16 protein-coding genes are annotated in these 19,260 nt (G+C 72.9%); 6 read left to right on the top strand and 10 right to left on the bottom strand.

Annotated elements, in window-relative coordinates; all coding sequences use genetic code 11:
* The first annotated feature begins 44 nt into the window (after positions 1-44).
* Together I5Q34_RS15445 and I5Q34_RS15440 are read left to right on the top strand one after the other, a co-directional pair.
* Positions 45-1,055 (top strand): GNAT family N-acetyltransferase, encoded by a 1,011-nt coding sequence (locus I5Q34_RS15445; protein ID WP_199892751.1) that lies wholly within the window; start codon positions 45-47, stop codon positions 1,053-1,055.
* Between the two features lie 21 nt (positions 1,056-1,076).
* Entirely contained in the window at positions 1,077-1,910 is an 834-nt protein-coding gene (locus tag I5Q34_RS15440; RefSeq protein WP_199892750.1) for a transglutaminase-like domain-containing protein, read from the top strand.
* Positions 1,911-2,016: 106 nt separating this feature from the next.
* Here the strand turns inward: I5Q34_RS15440 and I5Q34_RS15435 are convergent, their stop codons facing one another.
* From I5Q34_RS15435 to I5Q34_RS15400, 8 genes are all read right to left on the bottom strand, one after another.
* Complete coding sequence (locus tag I5Q34_RS15435) at positions 2,017-2,589, bottom strand: response regulator transcription factor (protein WP_199892972.1); 573 nt, start codon at positions 2,587-2,589, stop codon at positions 2,017-2,019.
* 72 nt (positions 2,590-2,661) lie between these two features.
* On the bottom strand, positions 2,662-3,840 hold the full coding sequence (locus I5Q34_RS15430) for a sensor histidine kinase (protein ID WP_234428773.1): 1,179 nt from the start codon (positions 3,838-3,840) through the stop codon (positions 2,662-2,664).
* Between the two features lie 23 nt (positions 3,841-3,863).
* Entirely contained in the window at positions 3,864-4,604 is a 741-nt protein-coding gene (locus I5Q34_RS15425) for an ABC transporter permease (protein ID WP_199892749.1), read from the bottom strand.
* Positions 4,605-4,713: 109 nt separating this feature from the next.
* Positions 4,714-5,676, bottom strand: coding sequence for an ABC transporter ATP-binding protein (locus I5Q34_RS15420; protein ID WP_199892748.1), 963 nt, complete (start codon positions 5,674-5,676; stop codon positions 4,714-4,716).
* Positions 5,677-5,812: 136 nt separating this feature from the next.
* Positions 5,813-8,638 carry a hypothetical protein gene (locus tag I5Q34_RS15415; RefSeq protein WP_199892747.1) on the bottom strand — a complete coding sequence of 942 codons (2,826 nt, stop codon included), beginning with the start codon at positions 8,636-8,638 and terminating at the stop codon, positions 5,813-5,815.
* A gap of 230 nt (positions 8,639-8,868) precedes the next feature.
* Positions 8,869-9,252 (bottom strand): DUF6113 family protein, encoded by a 384-nt coding sequence (locus I5Q34_RS15410; RefSeq protein WP_199892746.1) that lies wholly within the window; start codon positions 9,250-9,252, stop codon positions 8,869-8,871.
* Positions 9,246-10,193: an N-acetyl-1-D-myo-inositol-2-amino-2-deoxy-alpha-D-glucopyranoside deacetylase gene (gene mshB, locus I5Q34_RS15405; protein ID WP_199892745.1), complete on the bottom strand. Its 948-nt coding sequence runs from the start codon at positions 10,191-10,193 to the stop codon at positions 9,246-9,248. The genes I5Q34_RS15410 and mshB overlap by 7 nt, the downstream gene beginning before the upstream one ends.
* Before the next feature lie 137 nt (positions 10,194-10,330).
* Positions 10,331-10,525 (bottom strand): hypothetical protein, encoded by a 195-nt coding sequence (locus tag I5Q34_RS15400; RefSeq protein WP_199892744.1) that lies wholly within the window; start codon positions 10,523-10,525, stop codon positions 10,331-10,333.
* 237 nt (positions 10,526-10,762) lie between these two features.
* Between I5Q34_RS15400 and I5Q34_RS15395 the strand changes: the two genes are divergently transcribed.
* The 4 genes from I5Q34_RS15395 to I5Q34_RS15380 all read left to right on the top strand — a co-directional run bounded on the left by I5Q34_RS15395 (position 10,763) and on the right by I5Q34_RS15380 (position 17,128).
* Positions 10,763-12,886, top strand: a complete 2,124-nt coding sequence (locus I5Q34_RS15395; RefSeq protein WP_199892743.1) for a S9 family peptidase — start codon at positions 10,763-10,765, stop codon at positions 12,884-12,886.
* 395 nt (positions 12,887-13,281) lie between these two features.
* Positions 13,282-14,271 carry an ABC transporter permease gene (locus tag I5Q34_RS15390; protein WP_199892742.1) on the top strand — a complete coding sequence of 330 codons (990 nt, stop codon included), beginning with the start codon at positions 13,282-13,284 and terminating at the stop codon, positions 14,269-14,271.
* A 47-nt stretch (positions 14,272-14,318) separates the two neighbouring features.
* Complete coding sequence (locus I5Q34_RS15385; protein WP_199892741.1) at positions 14,319-16,121, top strand: ABC transporter substrate-binding protein; 1,803 nt, start codon at positions 14,319-14,321, stop codon at positions 16,119-16,121.
* A 29-nt stretch (positions 16,122-16,150) separates the two neighbouring features.
* Positions 16,151-17,128: an ABC transporter permease gene (locus tag I5Q34_RS15380; RefSeq protein WP_199892740.1), complete on the top strand. Its 978-nt coding sequence runs from the start codon at positions 16,151-16,153 to the stop codon at positions 17,126-17,128.
* Between the two features lie 225 nt (positions 17,129-17,353).
* Here the strand turns inward: I5Q34_RS15380 and I5Q34_RS15375 are convergent, their stop codons facing one another.
* Both I5Q34_RS15375 and I5Q34_RS15370 read right to left on the bottom strand, forming a co-directional pair.
* A complete protein-coding gene (locus I5Q34_RS15375; protein ID WP_199892739.1) occupies positions 17,354-18,337 on the bottom strand; it encodes an ABC transporter permease in 984 nt (327 codons plus the stop codon).
* A complete protein-coding gene (locus I5Q34_RS15370) occupies positions 18,330-19,253 on the bottom strand; it encodes an ABC transporter permease (protein ID WP_199892738.1) in 924 nt (307 codons plus the stop codon). The genes I5Q34_RS15375 and I5Q34_RS15370 overlap by 8 nt, the downstream gene beginning before the upstream one ends.
* Positions 19,254-19,260 lie beyond the last annotated feature (7 nt).

Raw genomic sequence — 19,260 nt, 5'->3', positions numbered from 1 at the left:
CTCCGTTCCGGAGCACTTGACGAACAGGAGGGGCAGGGAGAGCTGTGGAATTCACCACGGGCGGGCGGCTGGAGATCCGGATTAACTCCGGCGATGTGGGGAAGAGGGTGTCGATCCGCGCCCTCAACGACCGTACGCGGTCCCCCGAACGGTTCACCGACACCGTCGGTGTGCTGGATTCCTGGGAGAACGGCGTGCTGTGCGTCACACGCCGCAACGGGATGACCGTGCGGATCGCGGAGGACGCCGTGGTCGCGGGGAAGGTCGTGCCGATGACTCCCGCCCGGCGCCGCGGGCCCGCCGCCACCGTGCGCGAGCTCCAGGAGACGGCGGCCCGCGGCTGGCCCGCCGTGGAGACCGCCCGGCTGGGCGGCTGGACGCTCCGGGCCGCCGGCGGTTTCACCGCCCGCGCCAACTCGGCCCTTCCGCTGGGCGATTCCGGACTGCCACTGCCGGCCGCGCTGGACCGGGTCACCGCCTGGTACGCGGAGCGCGGGCTGCCCGCGCGCGTCCAGGTCACCACCGGGGACCCGGACGCGGACCGGCGGCTGGACGACGAGCTGGCCGCCCGCGGCTGGACCGAGGAGCGCCACGCCCTGATGCGGACGGCCGCGCTGGCGCCGATCGCGGACGTGGATGCGGCCGTGGATGTGGATGCCGAGCGGGTACTGCTGAACCGCGAGCCGGACGACGCGTGGCTCGACGCGTACGGACGGACCGCGGAGTCCGTCAAGTACGAGGACGCGGCGCGGGCCGTGCTGACGGGCGGGCCGTCGGTGTGGTTCGCGCGCGTCCCGGGCTCTGCGGCCATAGGCCGGTGCGTGGTCGACGGCCGGTGGGCCGGCTTCGCCGCCCTGGAGGTCGGCCCGGAACACCGCCGGCAGGGGCTGGCCACTGCGCTGATGGCCCGGCTGGCCCGGCAGGCCCTGGACGAGGGCGCCTCTGCCGCATACCTCCAGGTGGAGCGGGACAACGCGGGCGCGGACGCGCTCTACGGGCGCCTCGGCTTCACCACGCACCACGCCTATCACTACCGTCGCGAGCCAGGACGTTGATCGTCGTCGCACCATAGAGGCATGACCGACACCACCGGCCGGCGGCGGTTCGCCGAGGAAGCCCGCGCGGAGCGGCCCGATCTGGCGCTGCTGTGCCTGCTGATCGCCGCCGAGGCGGACCCGGGGCTGGACGAGCGGGGCTTCGACGCCGCGCAGATCGAGCTCGACGACCTCGCCGGGCAGCTGCCCGCGCTGGACCGGCACGCCGCGCCGCGGCTGTGGGCCGAGGCGCTGGCCGGTCTGCTCGGCGGGCGGTACGGCTTCCGCGGCTCGCCCGCCGACTACCGGCGGCTGGAGTCCTCGCTGCTCGACGAGGTGCTGCGGCGCAGGCGGGGGCTGCCGATCCTGCTGTCGGTGGTGTGGCTGGAGGTGGCCCGGCGGGCCGGGGCCCCGGTCTACGGGGTGGCCCTGCCCGGCCACTTCGTCGTCGGCTTCGGCGACCCGTACGGGCCGCACGCGCTCGCCGATCCCTTCGACGGGGGCCGGGTGATCTCCGAGGAGGAGGCCGGACTCCTGGTCGCGGGCGCGACCGGCACGCCGCTGTCGGCGACGGCCTTCTCCCCCGCGGAGCCGCTGGAGATCGTGCTGCGCGTCCTCAACAACATCCGCGCCTGGGCCGCGGCGCGGCCGGAGCGGAGCGGGGTGCAGCTGTGGGCCGTGGAGCTGTCCCTGCTCCTGCCGAGCCATCCGGCGCGGTTGCGCTACGAGCGGGCGGAGTTGCTCGTGGAGCGGGGGGAATTCCAGCGGGGGGCCCGGGAGTTGGAGGAATACGCGGATGTGATCGCGCCGGTGGAGCCGGAGGCCGCGGAGACGGTGCGGCGGCAGGCGCGGGCGGCGAGGGCGTTGCTGAACTAGGGGTTTGCCCCGGACCCGCCCTTTCATCGTTTCCGCAGCAGCACGCGCGCGCTCCCCAGAGGGGGCACCCCCAGTCCTCAAACGCCGGACGGGCTGACGGGCGCCCTCACAACCACCCCTTCTCCCGCGCGATGCGGACCGCCTCCGCACGGTTCCGGGCCCCGGTCTTCTGGATGACCGTGGACAGGTAGTTGCGTACCGTCCCGGGCGACAGGCACAGCTCGCGGGCGACCTCCGCGTTCGTCGAGCCGTCCGCCGACGCCCGCAGAACCGCCCGCTCCCGCTCCGTCAGCGGATTCGCGCCCTCCGCCAGCGCCGCCGCCGCCAGCGTCGGATCGATGACCCGCTCCCCGCGGAGCACCCTCCGCACCGCGTCCGCCAGTTGCGCGGCCGGCGCGTCCTTGACGAGGAAGGCGGAGGCCCCGGCCTCCATCGCCCGGCGCAGATAGCCGGGGCGGCCGAAGGTCGTGAGGATGACGACCTTCACGTCGGGGAGTTCGCGGCCGAGCAGCCCCGCCGCGTCCAGGCCGGTCAGCCCGGGCATCTCGATGTCGAGCAGCGCGACGTCCACGCCGGACGCGCGCACCGCGTCCACCACTTCGTCCCCCCGGGAGACCTGGGCGACGACCTCGATGTCCGGCTCCAGGCCGAGCAGTGCGGCCAGGGCCTCGCGGACCATGGACTGGTCCTCCGCGAGCAGAACACGAATGGCGCTATGGGTCGTCACCGCACCAGGGTAGGCCTTGACCAGCTACGACACCGATTCCATGCGGCGGCTCAGAGGCACGTGCGCCCGCAGCCGGAAACCGCCTCCCGGTGCGCGCCCGGTCTCCAGGCGGCCGTCGGCGAGGGCCATCCGTTCGGTCAGGCCCGTCAGGCCGTTGCCGTGCGGCCCGTCGGGGCCGCGGCCGTCGTCGGTGACGGTCAGGCGGAGCTCGTCGCCGGCCTCCGTCAGCGCGACCTCGCACCGGCTCGCGCCGCTGTGCCGGACGACGTTGGTGACGGCCTCGCGCAGCGCCCAGGCGAGCGCCCCCTCCGCGTCCGGCCCGAGATCCGGGTGGCGGCCGGACGCGCGCCCGAGGTCGGCGGTGATGCCCGCGGCGGCCAGGGCGGTGCGGGCACCGGCCAGTTCGCCGTCGAGCGTGGGCCGGCGGAAGCCGCTGACCGCCTCCCGGACGTCGACCAGCGCCTGCCGGCCGACCCGTTCGATGTCGGCGACCTGCCGGGCCGCCTGCTCGGGGTGGTCCGGGAGCATGCGGCCGGCCAGTTCGCTCTTGAGCGTGATCAGGGACAGGGAGTGCCCCAGCAGGTCGTGCAGGTCGCGGGCGAGCCGCAACCGCTCCTCGTTCGCGGCGAGATGGGCGACCGTGGCCCGCGCCTCGCGCAGCTCGCGCATGGTGCGGCCCATCTGGACGACGGCCGCCATCGCCGCGCCGCCGAGCAGCGCGGCGGTGACGACCAGGACCAGCCCGCTGCCCTCCTCCCCCTTGAGCACGCCCAGGCCGAGGGCGGTGAGGCCGACCGCGGGGATCGTCCGGACCGCCCATCTGGCGGGCAGCATCACCGCGCTGGAGATGGAGACGTACACCAACAGCGTCAGCCAGGCCCCGCCCAGCGTCGCCACCAGCAGCACGGCCAGGGCGTACAGCCCGGCCAGCAGCCCGAGCTGGCGCCGGGAGACGCGGTGGCGCGGGCGCGGGCCGAAGAGCAGGAACAGGTACCCCGTCACGAAGGTGACGAGCCCGGCCCAGCCCAGGACCGTGCCGAGGGCCGAATGCCGGCCGCTCGTCAGGTCCTTGACCGCGTAGAAGAGATAGGTGAGGTAGAGGACCGACCAGCACGCCTTGGCCACGAGCTGCCGGCGGTTCTCCGGCCGCCGGCCGACCATCATGTAGCCGCTGTCCCTCTCGGGGTCCCTGTCGTCGTCCATGCCCGTGGCCCTTCCGTCCGTCCTCAGTTCTTGTGGGTGTCCCGGCGGTACAGCCAGGCCGCGGCGCCCGCGAAGAGCACCAGGTAGAAGACGAGGATGGCGGCGTCCTTCATGCCGGGCGCGTCGCCGCGCTCGATGGCCTGGCCCAGGCCCGCGTAGGCGTGCGTCGGCACGTACTCCGCGATCTTCTGGAGCCACTCGGGGAAGGCCGCGGACGGCATCCACAGGCCGCCGAGCATCGACAGTCCGAAGTAGACGACCATCACGATGGGCCGCACCGCGTCGCCCGTGGCGAGGTAGCCGATGGCCACGCCGAGCGCCGCGAAGACGCAGCTGCCGGCCCAGATCACGGCGGCCAGGGAGCCCCACTGCCAGGCTTCGAGGCGCACGCCCTTGGCGGCCGCGGCGGTGACGAAGACGACCAGGATGGACGGCAGCGACACCACGGCGGCCGAGGCGACCTTCGCCGTCACATAGCCGCGGCCCGGCAGCGCGGTCAGGCGCAGCTGGCGCACCCAGCCCTTCTCGCGCTCCTTGGCTATGCGCTCGGCGTTGCCGATGAGGACGGAGGTGATGGCGCCGAAGGTGGCCATGGAGACCATGTAGATGACCGGGAAGGTCAGTCCGGTGTCGCCGATCTTCTCGGTGTCCTTGGAGCCGGCCGCGATCAGCAGGTACAGCGCGGCCGGGTAGAGGACCGAGAAGAACATGAACTTCTTGTTGCGCAGGGTGCGCGAGATTTCGAGCTGGATCAGGGTCTTCATCGGGATTCGCCTTGCGGAACATGGCCGGGTGCGGCAGTCGGGGAGTGGTGGGGGCCGGGGGTCCGGCCCGCAGCGGGGCTGCTATGGGGTGCAGTGCTCCCCGGGAGGATCAGCATCGGATGACCGACTCCTCGGCGGTCGCGGCGTCGGTGATGGCGATGAACGCCTGCTCCAGGCCCAGCCCCGCGACCTCCAGGTTGCGGGGGTAGAGGCCGAGGCCGTAGAGCGCGTGGACGGTGGCGTCGGCGTCGCGCGACTGCATGCGCACGGTGCGGCCGGAGACCTCGACGGAGGCCAGGTACGGCAGGCCGCGCAGGGCGGCCGTCGGGACCTCCCCGTCCAGGTCGAAGACGATCCGGCGGGCCCCGGCCCGCGCCTTGATCTCTGCGGCCGAGCCGTCGGCGAGGACCCGGCCGCGGTGCAGCACGACCACGCGGTCGGCTATCGCGTCGGCCTCCTCCAGGTAGTGCGTGGCGAAGAGGACCGCGCGGCCCGCGTCCGCCTGCCGGCGCATCGTGGCCCAGAAGGTCTGACGGGACGTCACATCCATGCCGGTGGTGGGCTCGTCGAGCACGATGAGCTCGTTCTCCCCGGCCGTCGCGAGGGCGAACCGGACCCGCTGCTCCTGGCCGCCGGAGAGCTTGTTGACCACGCGGTCGGCGATCTCGGTGATGCCGGCCTGCTCCATGACCTGCTCCACGGAGTACGCCCGGGGGTGCAAGTCGCATGCCAGGCGCACCAGTTCGCGCACCCGCACGTCCTCCATCAGGCCGCCGCTCTGCAGCATGGCGCCCACCTTGCCCTGCACGACGGCCTGTTGCGGCGAGGTGCCGAAGAGCTCCACGACACCGGCGTCGGGGCGGCTCAGCCCGAGCAGCAGGTCGAGGGTGGAGGACTTGCCGGCGCCGTTGGGGCCGAGCAGGGCGACGGTCTCGCCCGGGTAGAGGTGCAGGTCGAGGTCGGCCACGGCCCGTACCGTGCCGAAGGTCTTGCTGACGTTCGCGAAGCTGACGACGGGAGCGGCTCCCGTGCGCCGGCCGTCCCCCGTGAACGTCGTCGTGGTGATGGTCATGGATCCATCGTGACGGACCGGATCCCGGCCGGGCAGTGTCGGCCGTCGTCGGAAGACCATGACAGATGTCATGCCCGGCATGACAGAGGTCCCGTGCCGGGCGACGGCACGGGACCTCTCCGCACTCCGGGCGCGATCAGCCCTTCGCCTTGATGATGCCCACGCGCTCGGCCTGGGTCTTACCGCGCAGCGCCTTGCCGAGGGCGCCCGCGACGTCCTGCGGCGTGACCTGCGTCTTGGTGCCGTTCCCGCGCTCGATGTACACCCCGTTGAACTTGGTGCCGTAGAGGGTCTTGAGCGCTTCGAGGTTGTAGTTCTCGACGAGCTTGCCGTTGACCTCCTTGACGGAGAGGATCTGCGGCAGCGAGTGGGCCGGACCGAAGTCGATGTAGTGGGCGGCATCCGCCTGGATCCTCACCAGCCCCGACATCGCCGGCTTGGCGAACTCCTCCATCTTCCGGTCGACCTCGGCGTTGTCCACCTTCGGCTGCTGGTTCGCGCTGGGCAGGGCGACCGGCTTCTCCTGGCCGGTCTCGGCGCGCTCGCGGTACGCGTCCGCGACCGCCTTGACCGCCTTGCCGGTGTCGATCCCCTGGTACGGCTTGCCGTACACCGGCACGGCCTTGCCCGGCTTGAACAGGATCGTCCCGTCCTTGGCCCCGCCGGCCTCGCCCGACAGCGCCTTGAGCGCGGCCGCGACCTTCTCCTCGTCGACGAGCACCGTCGGCTCGGCGGTGCGGCTGCCGCCGACGAGCGAGCCGACGACGGTGACGGGGTTGTAGTCCCGGCCGGAGACCGAGCGGACGGTCTCCTGGGTGTCGATGGACAGGCCCGCGACGGACGGCTTGAGCTCCGCCTGCTTGCCGCCGATCGTCACCTTCAGCGGGGCGTTCGCCCGGTTGCCGAGCTTGGCGTCGAGCTTCTGCACGGCCTGCTCCTTGGAGCTGCCGCCGATGTCGACGCCCAGCACGGTGGTGCCCTGCGGCACGTCCGAGTGGTTCATCACCAGGCCGGCGCCGTAGGCCACGCCGGCCAGGACGATCACGGCGCCGCCGAGCAGGACGAGCTTGGAGCGGCCCTTCTTCTTGGGCGCGGCCTTCGGGGCGGCCTTGGCGGCGGGCTTGGCGGACTTCCCGGCGGGCGCGGGAACACCGGCCGGAGCACCCTGCGGCGTGGGCGGCTTGGGGACGGCGGAGCCGCCGCCCGCCTTGGGCTTGGGCACGGCGATGCGCGGGGCACCGGCGTCGACCTGCTTCTTCGGCCCGCCGGCGCCGGGCACCGGGGGCATCCCGCTGACCAGCGTCTCGGCGGCCGGGTCACCGGGCCGCTGCGCCTTCGGGCCGGAGCCGGGACGCCCGCCCTGGGGGGCGCCCTTGGGGCCGCCCTTCTTTTTCTTGCCCTGCTGGACGTTCTTGCCCTGCTGCGCGCCGGGCGCGCCCGGGCCGGGCGGCGGCACGACGGGGGTGCCCGCGTGCGGGGTGTCGGTACGCCCGCCGGCCTGGCCGCCGACGGGGAACGGCAGCCGGGGGCCCTGCTGGGCCTGGCCCGCGCCGGGCGCGGGGAACTGCTGGGTGGTCTCGGGCGCGCCCGGGCCGTTCCACCGGCCGCCCGGCGCGGCGGGCGCCTGCGGCGGAGCGCCGGCGCCGGTCAGGGCGTCGGCGGTCCAGGGCGTGCCCGTGCCGCCGCCCTGGCCCTGCGGGCCGGCGAAGGGGTCGCCGGGCAGGGGCATGGAGGCGGTGGTGGAGGGGTCGTTGGACATGATGCCCATGGGGTCGCCGGGGACGGGCGTCGTCCCGGTCGTCGACATGGAGCCGCCCGGGAGGGGCCCCTGCCCCGTCGTCCCCGGGCCGCCCGGCCACGGCACGTCGGCCCCGGCGACGGGCCCCTGCGGCCCGGCGAACGGGTCGTTCAGGGCATTCGGAATGTTCGGAATGTTCGGGATGGGCATCGCGCCGGTGGTGGACGGGTCGTTCGACAGGTACGGCGCACCGCCCTGCAGCGCATCACCCTGCACCGGGCCGCCCTGCATCGGCGCCCCCGGCACGGGCGGGTTGCCGTTCATCGAAGGACCGCCGGACATCGAAGGACCGCCGGAGCCGGGCCCCTGCCCCGGGGCGGTGCCCGCGTCGCCCGGCCAGGGCTCGGCACGCCGGGCCGCCCGCCGGGCCCTGGCACTGCCGGGGTTGCCGACGCCGGAACCGCCGGAACCGCCGGAGACACCGGGCACGCCCGGACCGCCCGCGCCACCGTGACCGCCGGAGAAGGGCGCACCGCCCTGCCCGCCCGGCCGCGGCGCGTTCGCGCCGGCCATCGGGTTCGCCCCGGCGGCCGGGTTCGCGGCGGTCGTCGGGTCGCCGGGCAGCGGCGGGTGCGGCGCGGCGCCGCCGCCCGCGAGGTCGTGCCGACCGAGCGGGGCGCCGGGCGCGCCCGGTCCCTGCTGCGGCGTACGGCGCGGCAGCCCGCCGGGCGTGCCGCCCCCGGCAGGCCCGCCACCGACCGGGGCACCACCCATCGGAGCACCACTCGCCGGAGCGCCGCCCACAGGAGCACCGCCCGCCGGGGCGCCACCGGCCGGCGTGCCGCCCGGCGGCGTCGCGGAGCCGCCCGACGACTTGCGGGGCGCGAACCAGTCGCTGGTCTTCTCGGCCGGGCGCTCGGGCTCCGGCGCGGGTGCGGGCGCCGCGGCCGCGGGCCGCTCGCTCTCCGCGCGCGGCGCACCGTCGCCCTCGGACGCCTCGTCACCGACGGGCGTCCGCATGACGACCGGCGGGATGGGGCGCGAGCCCGGGATGTTGATGCGGATCCGGGTCGTCAGCGTGGTCTCGGTCTTCGGTGCGTCCGGTGCGCCGCCGGCCGGCGGCCGCCCGTCGCCCGCGGGCCCGTACGGCGAGGAGCCCGAGGGGTACGCGGCACCCCCGCGCCCCTGGGGCCCGGAGGACGGACTGTCAGATTCACGGCTCAAAGCAGGTTCTCCCGGTTATTCTCCGCCGCCCTCTGACCTCACTGGTGGTCGCCCATGCCCACGGTCAGGGGGGCTCGGCGGCGGCACCACCATACTGGGCACCGCGGACACGCACTTGACGACCGCCGCATACCCCCGGGGACCGGGAGTGCGACGTACGCCCGTGCGCCATCCACGAGCCGAGCGACATCAGGGAAATGTCCGGCGAAACACCGGACAAAACAGTCGTCTCACCCGTCAAGTCGGTCGGCGGGACGGCCTGGTTGCGGCTTTTTCGCGAGCGTGGCGCAGATCACAGCGATGGCCATCCCGCCCAGCATGAAGACGTAGGAGCCGACGCCCGCCTCGAAAAGGAAGTCACCCTCGGGGCGGTTGAGCGAGAGCAGCAGCACGGCGAGCAGCCAGCCGATGCCGCCCGCGGCGCCCCCGGCCCGGCCGCCGGTCACGGCCGCCCCGCCGTAGCACAGGGCGGCGACGCCCAGCAGCGCGAGCAGCAACCCGCCCGGCGCCCAGCCCGATTGCACGAGCGAACCGGCGACCCCGACGAGGAACCCGAGGACGACGAGCCCCAGATGGGCCGCGACCTTCCCGGCGGTGAGCGTCCCGGTCAGCATGCCGTCTCCCCGGGCTCGGACGCGGACCCGGCCCCGGACCCGGACCCGGATTCCAGCCCGGCGAAGAGGTCGTCCTCGCGCTCCGGCCCGCCCGCCCGGCCGCGCACGAGCTTGTAGTACTCGTCGGCGAACAGCGGCTGGCTCAGTTCGTTGGAGAGCGCGAAGAAGTGGCCGTCCACCACCACCTGGGTGGCGTGCGCCCGCATCGCCGCCGCCTTCGCGGCCACGTGGGCGGCGGTGCGCGGCGCAGCCGTCACCTCCTCGTCGGGCACGACGCCCGGCACGTCGTCGAGGGCCGCGACGCCGGGGTACGGCACCGCGGCGCCCGCCTCGGCCGCCTCCCGCAGCCGGGCGAAGCCCTCCTCCGCGACGGAGCGGGGCACGCAGTTCCAGTAGACCTTGGCGATCTCGTACGGGTCCCCGAGGTCCCGGCGGAAGGCCTGCTCCGCGGCCAGTTCCACCGCGCGCATCGCCACGCGGTGCGCCTGGATGTGGTCGGGGTGCCCGTAGCCGCCGTCCGGGTCGTAGGTGACCAGGACCTGCGGGCGCACCTCGCGAATCACCTCAACGAGGTACGCGGCGGCCTCGTCGACGTCGGCCCGCCAGAAGCAGTTGGGGCGCTCGTTCTGCGGGGCGCCCATCATTCCCGAGTCACGGTAGTGCCCGGCGCCGCCGAGGAAGCGGTGGTCGGTGACGCCCAGCTCCCTCATCGCGGCGGCCAGTTCGTCCGTGCGGTGGCCGCCCAGGGCGTCGTCCCGGTCCGCGGCCAGATGGGCCAGGCCGGGCGGGATCACCTCGCCCTCCTCGCCGAGGGTGCAGGTCACCAGCGTGACGAGGGCGCCCTCGGCGGCGTACTTGGCCATGGTCGCGCCGTTGTTGATCGATTCGTCGTCCGGGTGCGCGTGCACCAGGAGCAGCCGGCGGCCTGGAAGGTCGGTCATGGGGACAGCCTACGAGCCGGGCGGCCCCACCGGGGAGCCGACCGCGCGCCATCGCCGGCGCACACCGCCCGTCGGGCACGGCCCCCGTCGGCAGCGGCCGCCGTCAGCAGCAGCGCGCCGTCACCAGCGGCCGCCCGTCAGAACTTGATGCCGCCGATCATCGCGGTGATGCTCTTGGTGAACTGGTTGAGCGTGGGGGCCACGGTCGAGCTCGCGAGATAGAAGCCCAGCAGCACGCAGATGGCGGCGTGGCCCGCTTTCAGTCCCGACTTCCGGACCAGCAGGATGACGATGATCGCCAGCAGCACCACCGCCGAAATCGAGAGTGCCACAGCGGTTCACCTCCAGGGACGCGGTCGAACGGACGACAGGACGGACGACGCGCGCATGCCCTTCAGGCACGCGGGCGGGTCACGGAAGACTTACCCACTATGCGTGAGCGATCATAACTTTCCGCGCCCGCCCTTGACTCGGTGCACGGGAGCAAACCCGGGGCGCACGGCGACTTCTCGCCGACCGTAGGCGGCGGGCCCGTGCCGACCCGTCGCGCACGCCCTAGGCTCGGCCGCATGACCGGACAGCTCTCGTTCCCCCGCCAGTACGCCCGGACGCAGCGCTACTCGCTCGGCGCACCGCGGTCGTTCACCGTGGCGCCGGACGGCTCGCGCGTCGTCTTCCTGCGCTCCCGCTCCGGAACCGACCGCTCCCACGTGCTGTGGACGCTCGACCTCGACGACGGCCGCACGCGTCCGGCGGCCGACCCGGACGTGCTGCTGGGCGGCGCGCAGGAGGAGTTGTCCGCCGAGGAGCGCGCGCGGCGCGAACGGACGCGGGAGGGCTCCGCCGGGGTGGTGGGCTACGCGGTGGACGCCGCCTGCGAGTTGGCGGCGTTCGTCCTGTCGGGCCGGCTGTTCGTGGCGGAGCTGCGCGGCGGCACCACCGCCGAACTCCCCGTCCCCGGGCCGGTGGCGGACCCGCGCCCGTCCCCCGACGGACGGCACGTCGCCTACGTGGCGGACGGCGCGCTGCGCGTGGTGGCGGCCGACGGCACCGGCGACCACGCGCTGGCGGGCCCCGAAGAGGACGACGTGACCTGGGGCCTGGCCGAGTTCGCCGCGGCGGAGGAGATGGACCGGCACCGCGGCTTCTGGTGGTCGCCGACCGGTGACGCCCTGCTGGCCGCGCGGGTGGACAACGCGCCCGTCCACCGGTGGTGGATCGCCGACCCGGCCAACCCGGCGAGTGCCCCGGCCGAGGTCACCTACCCGGCCGCCGGGACGCCGAACGCCCGGGTGACGCTGGCCCTGCTGGGGCTGGACGGCTCGCGCACCGACGTCGTGTGGGACCGCGCCCGCTTCCCCTACCTGGCCCGCGTGCACTGGTCGGCCGGCGGCCCGCCGCTGCTGCTGGTGCAGGCGCGCGACCAGCGCACCCAGGTCTGCCTGGAGGTGAACACCGCCACCGGCGCCACCCGCGTGCTCCACACCGAGGAGGACCCGGCGAAATGGCTTGAACTGTTCCCCGGTGTCCCCGCCTGGACACCGGACGGCCGGCTGGTGCGGGTGGCCGACGAGGACGGGGCACGGGTGCTCGTGGTGGGCGACCGGACGCTGACGGGGCCGGAGTTGTTCGTCCACGCGGTCCTGGACGTCGCCGACGACGACGTCCTCGTGTCCGCCTCCGCCGGACCCGCGGCCGCGGACCCGGAGACCGGCGAGTCCCATGTCTACCGCGTCAACGAGCGCGGCGCCGAACGGATTTCGCGGAACCCCGGCCGCCACTCGGCGGTGCGCGGCGGCGGCGTGACCGTCCTGGCGTCCGCGGCGGCGGACCGGCACGGCACGGAGACGGCGGTGTTCCGCCACGGCGACGAGAAGCCCGTCGCCACCGTGGCCTCCCTGGCCGAGACGCCGGTGATCACGGCCCGTCCGCGGTTCGCCCGGGCGGGCGCGCGCCACATCCCCAGCGCCGTGCTGCTGCCCGCCGGGTACCGCGACGGCGACGGCCCGCTGCCCGTCCTCATGGACCCCTACGGCGGTCCGCACGGTGCCCGCGTGGTGGCCGCGCAGCAGGCCCACCTGACCTCGCAGTGGTTCGCGGACCAGGGCTTCGCCGTGATCGTCGCCGACGGGCGCGGCACCCCGCACACGTCCCCGGAATGGGTGAAGGCGGTCCGTGACGACTTCGCCGGGGCCACCCTCGACGACCAGGTCGAGGCGCTGCGGGCGCTGGCCGGGGAGTACCCGCTGGACCTGGGCCGGGTCGCCATCCGCGGCTGGTCGTACGGCGGTTACCTCGCGGCGCTCGCCGTGCTGCGCCGCCCCGACGTCTTCCACGCGGGCATCGCGGGCGCCCCGGTGACCGACTGGCGGCTGTACGACACCCACTACACCGAGCGCTATCTCGGCCTGCCGGACGAGCAGCCGGACGTTTACGACCGCAACTCCCTGGTCACGGAACGGGGGTTGGCGGAGGCGGCCGGGCGGCACCGGCCCCTGATGGTCGTCCACGGGCTGGCCGACGACAACGTGGTCGCCGCGCACACCCTGCGGCTCTCCTCGGCGCTGCTGGCCGCCGGCCGCCCGCACGAGGTGCTGCCGCTGTCCGGGGTGACCCACATGACCCCGCAGGAACAGGTCGCCGAGAATCTGCTCCTGCTCCAGGTGGACTTCCTCCGGCGGTCCCTGGGCTAGGGCGTGTCCGATGGGTCAGCACGGGCCCTGCGGCGTCTGGTGCGGTGCATCGCAAGGCGGAGCATCACCCGCGTACTGGGCGTACTCGGGTGATGCGACAACGCGGCGAGGTGCCGTGCCAGGCGTCGCAGGGCCCGCGCTGACCCATCGGACACGCCCTGGGCCGTCCCGGGGCGGTACGAGGGCGCGGCGTGCCCGGCCGGACTGTCAAGCACGCCGCCACCTCGATCCGCACAACCTTCGCTCAAGATGCGCCAATCCGGGGCATCTTCCACGGCAGCCCCCTTGACTGCGCGGTAACGCCGTTGCGACAGTCCCGTGCAACCCGGTGTGTTCGGCGGATCACTCCCGGGCACACCGGAGGTCCACCGGATACATGGCAGGGGCTGTACGCGATGACGAGTCCTTCCCTGGCCGCGGAGAACGCGGTGACCGCGCGCCCGGAGCCGGCGGGCCGCTCACCGGGCCAGTTGATGTGGCGGCGCTTCAGACGCGACCGCGCGGGGGTCGCCGCGGCCTGCGTGGTCGCCTTCTTCTTCCTGGTCGCCCTCGCCGCGCCGCTGATCTCGTGGGCGTACGGGAAGGACCCGTACACCACCTACGGGCTCGACGAGGCCGGTCTGCTCAACGAGTTCGGCTACCCGGTCGCCCCCAACGGGGGGATCTCCGGCCGGTTCTGGTTCGGTATCGAACCGACGCTGGGCCGGGACGTGCTGACCCAGCTCGTCCACGGCATCCGCACCTCGCTGCTGATCGCCGCCGCGGCCACCGTGCTGTGCGTGCTGACGGGCATCGTCGTCGGGGTGACGGCCGGCTACGCGGGCGGGCGGACCGACTACTTCCTGGGCCGGTTCATCGACCTCCTGCTGGCCTTTCCCCAGCAGTTGTCGTTCGTCGCGTTCACCCCGGTCGTCTACGCGCTGTTCGTCAGCCCCGGGAAGGAGACGCCCACCTATCTGCGGGTGATCACGCTGATCATCGTGCTGTGGGTGCTGGGCTGGATGGGACTGGCGCGACTGCTGCGCGGACAGGTACTGAGCCTGCGGGAACGGGAGTTCGTGGAGGCGGCGAAGGTGACCGGGGCCTCGCCGTGGCGCGTCATCACCCGGGAGCTGCTGCCCAACCTGTGGACGCCGATCCTGGTCCAGGCCACCCTGATGCTGCCCGCCCTGGTGACCACCGAGGCGGGGCTCTCCTTCATCGGGGTCGGCATCGTCGAGCCCACGCCCGACTGGGGCCGGATGTTCGCCAACGGGGCCAAGTTCTACGAGAGCGACATCACGTACATCTTCTTCCCCGGGATCGCCATGATCCTCTTCGTCGTGGCCTTCAACCTCCTCGGGGACTCCGTCCGGGACGCCTTCGACCCCCGGACCAAGCGCTGAGCACGACCCGCCCCGCACTCCCCCCTTCGGACAGGCAGGTGCTCCCCATGTTCCCCTCCACGGCCTTCCCGCGCAGAGCCGTCCACCCCGTGGCCGCCCTGGCCGCCGGCGCCCTGGCGCTCACCGCGTGCAGCAGCGGCGGCGGGGGCGGCAGCGGCGGTACGAAGAGCGAAGGGCCCGGCTCCGACAAGAACGTGTCCGCCAACTACTCGCTGGGCACCGCCGCCGATTCGAAGGGCCCCGCGCCCGAAGTCCCCGGCGCGAAGAAGGGCGGCACGGTCACCGTCCTCCAGCGGGACGCCTTCCGCCACCTCGACCCGGGGCAGATCTTCTACTCCGACATGCTGACCAACCAGATGCTCTACAACCGCACCCTCACCACGTACAGGACCGACGAGAAGGGCCGGGTCAAGCTGGTCGGCGACCTCGCCACCGACACCGGGACGCCGTCCGACGGCGGGCGGACCTGGAAGTTCACCCTCAAGGACGGCATCAAGTTCGAGGACGGCTCCCCGATCACGTCCAAGGACATCCGCTGGGGCGTCGAGCGGCTCTACGCCTCCTTCGAGACCGACGGCCCGCAGTACATCCAGCAGTGGCTCTCCGGCGGGGGCAGCTCGTACCGCAAGGCGCTCCCGGACGGCCCGTACGAGGGGCGGCACCTGCCGTCCTCGGTGCTGGACACCCCGGACGACAGGACCGTGATCTTCCACTTCCGGCAGCCGCACGCGGACGCCCCGTTCGCCACCGCCATGCCCAGCATCGGGCCGGTCAAGGCCGAGAAGGACACCCGGCAGAAGTACGACAACGCCCCCTTCTCCAGCGGCCCTTACAAGGTCGGTGACCACAAGGCCGGCAAGTCCCTCACGCTGGTCCGCAACGAGCACTGGGACCCGGGGACCGACCCCGTCCGCCACCAGTACGTCGACCGCTTCGAGATCAGCTTCGGGCACCAGTTCGGCGACTCCACGCGCCGCTTCCTGGCCGCCCAGGGCAACGACAGGAACGGCATGTCCTTCTCCAACGCCGTCGCCCCGGAGATGACCGAGAAGGTGCTGAGCGACGCGGGCACCAAGGGGCGCCGCTTCGACGAGATCCAGCCCTACCTGGACGTCATGGTGATCAACACCAGCCGGATCAAGGATGTCAGGGTGCGCAAGGCACTCGTCCACGCCATGCCCAACGCGCAGATCGTCCAGCAGATGGGCGGCGCCACGGCGGCCCAGCTGGCCACCGGCCTCCTCTCCCCCTCCATCGACGGGTACCGGCCGACCGACCCGTTCGGCAAGAAGGCCAAGCCCAACGGCGACCCCGAGAAGGCGAGGGCGCTGCTCAAGGAGGCCGGCAAGGAGGGCCAGGAGATCGTCTACGCCTACGCCAACACCGACATCCAGCAGAAGGTCTCGGTCGTCGTCACCCGGGCGCTGGAGCGGGCCGGCTTCACGGTGCAGAAGAAGGAGATCGACTCCAACAACTGGTCCAGCGCGATCGGGGAGGTGAAGAACGGCTTCGACATCTACCGCAACGGCTGGGGCGCGGACTGGCCGGTCGCCTCGACCGTCATCCCGCAGCTCTACGACGGCCGGGTGATCGCCGACGGCGCCGCGAACTACTCCCACCTCGACAACCCCGCCGTCAACGCCGAGATCGACCGCATCAACGCCATCGCCGACGTGAAGAAGGCGGCGCCCGAGTGGCAGAAGCTGGCCGACCGGATCCTCACCGAGGACGTCCCGGCCGTGCCCACCTTCGCCAATCTCCAGTTCTCGCTGTGGGGTCCGAACCTCGGCGGGGTCAAGTACATGCCCGTCTACGGCAACCCCGACCCGACCGGCGTCTTCGTGAAGTGACCTGCGTGAAGTGAAGTGATCTGCCGCCCATGCTGAGATTCCTGGCCCGCCGCTCCGCCGGCGCCCTCGTCATCATCCTGCTGATCAGCGCGATCACGTTCTTCCTCTTCTTCGCGCTGCCGTCCCAGCCGGCCCTGATGTCCTGCGGCAAGAACTGCACGCCGGACGCCCTGGCCGTCATCAACAAGAACCTGGGCCTCGACGACCCGGTCCCCCTCCAGTACTGGCACTACATCACCGGCGTCTTCGCGGGGCGGGACCTGACCGTCGGGCACTGCCCCGCACCCTGCCTCGGCTACTCGTTCTCCAACCAGCAGCCGGTCTGGGACACGATCGTGGACCGCTTCCCGACCACGCTGTCGATCACGCTGGGGGCGTCGGTGGTCTTCCTGGTGGTGGGTGTCGGCCTGGGCATGATCGCCGCCGCCTTCCGCGGCACCTGGGTCGACAAGCTCTTCACCTCGCTTTCCCTGCTGGGGAATTCGCTCCAGGTGTACTTCGTGGGGGTGGTGGCGCTGGCGGTGCTGGTGAGCGGGCTGCACTGGCTGGACAATCCGGCGTACCACCCGATCACGGAGGATCCGGTGAAGTGGTTCACCGGCATGCTCATCCCATGGCTGGTCCTCTCCATCATCTTCATCGCCAACTACAGCCGGATGACGCGCTCCCAGATGATCGAGCAGCTGGCGGAGGACCATGTGCGCACGGCCCGCGCGAAGGGGCTGAGCCGCCGGACGGTCTTCTTCCGCTACGCCTGGCGGGGCGCGATGACGCCGATCGTGACGCTGTTCGGCATCGACCTGGGCTCGCTCTTCGGCGGCGCGATCATCACGGAGACGACGTTCAGCCTGCACGGGCTGGGGAGGCTGGCGGTGACGTCGGTGAGCGAGACGGATCTGCCGACGTTGATGGCGGTGATGTTGGTGGGGTGTACGGCGATTGTGGTGGCGAACATTGTGGTGGATGCGGCGTATGCGGTGATCGATCCTCGGGTGCGGCTCGCTTAGCCCTGGGGGGAGTTGTGCCCCAACCCCGCCCTTTCACCGTTTCTTCCGGAGCTCCGCCCCGGGGGGCCCGGCACCGCGCTCCGCGCGGTGGGTGCGGGGGCTTCGCCCCCTGCACCCCCACCGGGGCTGCGCCCCTGGCCCCCCTTGCGGGGCTGCGCCCCTGCGCCCCGCTTCGGGGCTCCGCCCCGGACCCGTATCGCGGCTCCGCCGCTCGTCCCGCCTCCCTCAGCGCAGCTTGGGGTCGAGGGCGTCGCGCACCGCGTCGCCGAGCATGATGAACGCGAGCACGGTGATGCTCAGCGCGCCCGCGGGCCACAGCAGCATGTGGGGCGCGTTGCGGATCTGGTTCGAGGCGTTGGAGATGTCGATCCCCCAGGAGACGGTGGGCGGTTTGAGGCCGACGCCGATGAAGGAGAGCGTCGCCTCCAGGGCGATGTAGGTGCCCAGCGCGATGGTGGCGACGACGATGACGGGGGCCACCGCGTTGGGCGCGATGTGGCGCAGCAGCAGCCGGGCGTTGCCGGCGCCGAGGGCGCGGGCGGCCTGGACGTAGTCGTGCTGCTTGGCGGCGACGACGGCGCCGCGCGCGATGCGGGAGATCTGCGGCCAGCCGAGCAGGACGATAAAGCCGACGACGGGCCAGACGGAGCCGCTGGTGACGACGGAGAGGAAGACCAGGCCGCCGAGGATGATGGGGATGCCGAAGAAAACGTCGGCGAGGCGGGAGAGGAGCGCGTCCCACCAGCCGCCGTAGAACCCGGCGAGCCCGCCCAGCACGCTGCCGAGCAGGGCGGCCCCGGCGGTGGCGCAGACGCCGACGGTGATGGAGGCGCGCGCGCCGTGCACGGTGCGGGTGAAGACGTCGCAGCCCTGGGCGTCGAAGCCGAAGGGGTGGCCGGACTGGGGGCCCTCCTGGGACTTGGCGAGGTCGCACTGGAGCGGGTTGCCGCCCGCGACGAGCCCGGGCCACACCGCGATCAGCAGCAGGAACAGAATGACCAGGGCGGAGAGCACGAAGACCGGATTGCGCCGCAGGTCGTGCCAGGCGTCCGTCCACAGGCTGCGGGCCTTGGCGCTGGCGGCGGTGCCGGGGACGGGTCCGCCCTCCAGGGTCTCGGCCTCGCGGATGGCCAGGCTGGCGGCCCCGCCGTCGCCGGGGCTGACGGTGTCCCGCGGCTCGCGGGGGTACGGGTCCAGGGGCTCAGACATGTCGGATCCTCGGGTCGAGCACGGCGTAGAGGAGGTCGACGACCAGGTTGGCGACGAGGAAGACCAGGACGAGGACGGTCACGAAGCCGACGACGGTGGGCGAGTTCTGCCGCAGGATGCCCTGGTAGAGCTGGTAGCCGACGCCGTGGATGTTGAAGATCCGCTCGGTGACGATGGCGCCGCCCATGAGCGCGCCGATGTCGGCGCCGATGAAGGTGACCACCGGGATGAGGGAGTTGCGCAGCAGGTGCCGCACGACGATCCGGTGCCGGGGCAGTCCCTTGGCGACGGCGGTGCGGATGTAGTCGGCGCGGGCGTTCTCGGCGAGCGAGGTACGCGTCAGACGCGTCACGTAGGCGAGCGAGACCAGCCCCAACACGACTCCCGGGAGCAGGAGTTCGGCGAAGCCGGCCTCGGGCGAGACGGTCGGCGGGACGAGGTTCCACTTGACTCCGAAGAGGTACTGGAGGACGTAGCCGCTGACGAAGGTCGGCACGGAGACGACGATGAGCGTGAGCATGAGCACGGTCGTGTCGACGGGCCGGCCGCGCCGCAGCCCCCCGGCGACGCCGAGCGCGATGCCGACGACGACCTCGAAGAGGACGGCGACGACCGTCAGCCGGATGGTGACGGGAAAGGCGTCCACCATCAGCTCCAGGACCGGCTGCCCGGTGAAGGCCGTGCCGAAGTCGCCGGTCAGCACCTGCCCCATGTAGTGCAGGTACTGCTTCCACAGCGGCTGGTCGAGGTAGAGCTCCTGGCGGATGCGGGCGGCGACGGCGGGGTCGGGGGCCTTGTCGCCGAAGAGCGCGGCGACGGGGTCGCCGAGCGCGTAGACCATGAAGAAGATCAGGAAGGTGCTGCCCACGAACACCGGGATCATCTGGAGCAGCCGCCGGATCACATACCGCCCCATGGCGACC

Origin of the sequence: Streptomyces sp. AV19 (assembly GCF_015999245.1) — a bacterium.
GTDB lineage: Bacteria > Actinomycetota > Actinomycetes > Streptomycetales > Streptomycetaceae > Streptomyces.
The sequence above is the reverse complement of the archived record's forward strand: the minus strand, read 5'-3'. Positions and strand labels throughout refer to the sequence as shown.

Excerpts from the sequence above, each read along its gene's own strand:
- mshB (WP_199892745.1), bottom strand. The coding sequence starts at position 10,193 with ATGACCGACCTTCCAGGCCGCCGGCTGCTCCTGGTGCACGCGCACCCG.
- I5Q34_RS15440 (WP_199892750.1), top strand. The coding sequence starts at position 1,077 with ATGACCGACACCACCGGCCGGCGGCGGTTCGCCGAGGAAGCCCGCGCG.
- I5Q34_RS15390 (WP_199892742.1), top strand. The coding sequence starts at position 13,282 with ATGACGAGTCCTTCCCTGGCCGCGGAGAACGCGGTGACCGCGCGCCCG.
- I5Q34_RS15375 (WP_199892739.1), bottom strand. The coding sequence starts at position 18,337 with ATGTCTGAGCCCCTGGACCCGTACCCCCGCGAGCCGCGGGACACCGTC.
- I5Q34_RS15425 (WP_199892749.1), bottom strand. The coding sequence starts at position 4,604 with ATGAAGACCCTGATCCAGCTCGAAATCTCGCGCACCCTGCGCAACAAG.
- I5Q34_RS15370 (WP_199892738.1), bottom strand. The coding sequence starts at position 19,253 with ATGGGGCGGTATGTGATCCGGCGGCTGCTCCAGATGATCCCGGTGTTC.
- I5Q34_RS15430 (WP_234428773.1), bottom strand. The coding sequence starts at position 3,840 with ATGGACGACGACAGGGACCCCGAGAGGGACAGCGGCTACATGATGGTC.
- I5Q34_RS15420 (WP_199892748.1), bottom strand. The coding sequence starts at position 5,676 with ATGACCATCACCACGACGACGTTCACGGGGGACGGCCGGCGCACGGGA.
- I5Q34_RS15380 (WP_199892740.1), top strand. The coding sequence starts at position 16,151 with ATGCTGAGATTCCTGGCCCGCCGCTCCGCCGGCGCCCTCGTCATCATC.
- I5Q34_RS15385 (WP_199892741.1), top strand. The coding sequence starts at position 14,319 with ATGTTCCCCTCCACGGCCTTCCCGCGCAGAGCCGTCCACCCCGTGGCC.
- I5Q34_RS15435 (WP_199892972.1), bottom strand. The coding sequence starts at position 2,589 with ATGGTCCGCGAGGCCCTGGCCGCACTGCTCGGCCTGGAGCCGGACATC.
- I5Q34_RS15410 (WP_199892746.1), bottom strand. The coding sequence starts at position 9,252 with ATGCTGACCGGGACGCTCACCGCCGGGAAGGTCGCGGCCCATCTGGGG.
- I5Q34_RS15395 (WP_199892743.1), top strand. The coding sequence starts at position 10,763 with ATGACCGGACAGCTCTCGTTCCCCCGCCAGTACGCCCGGACGCAGCGC.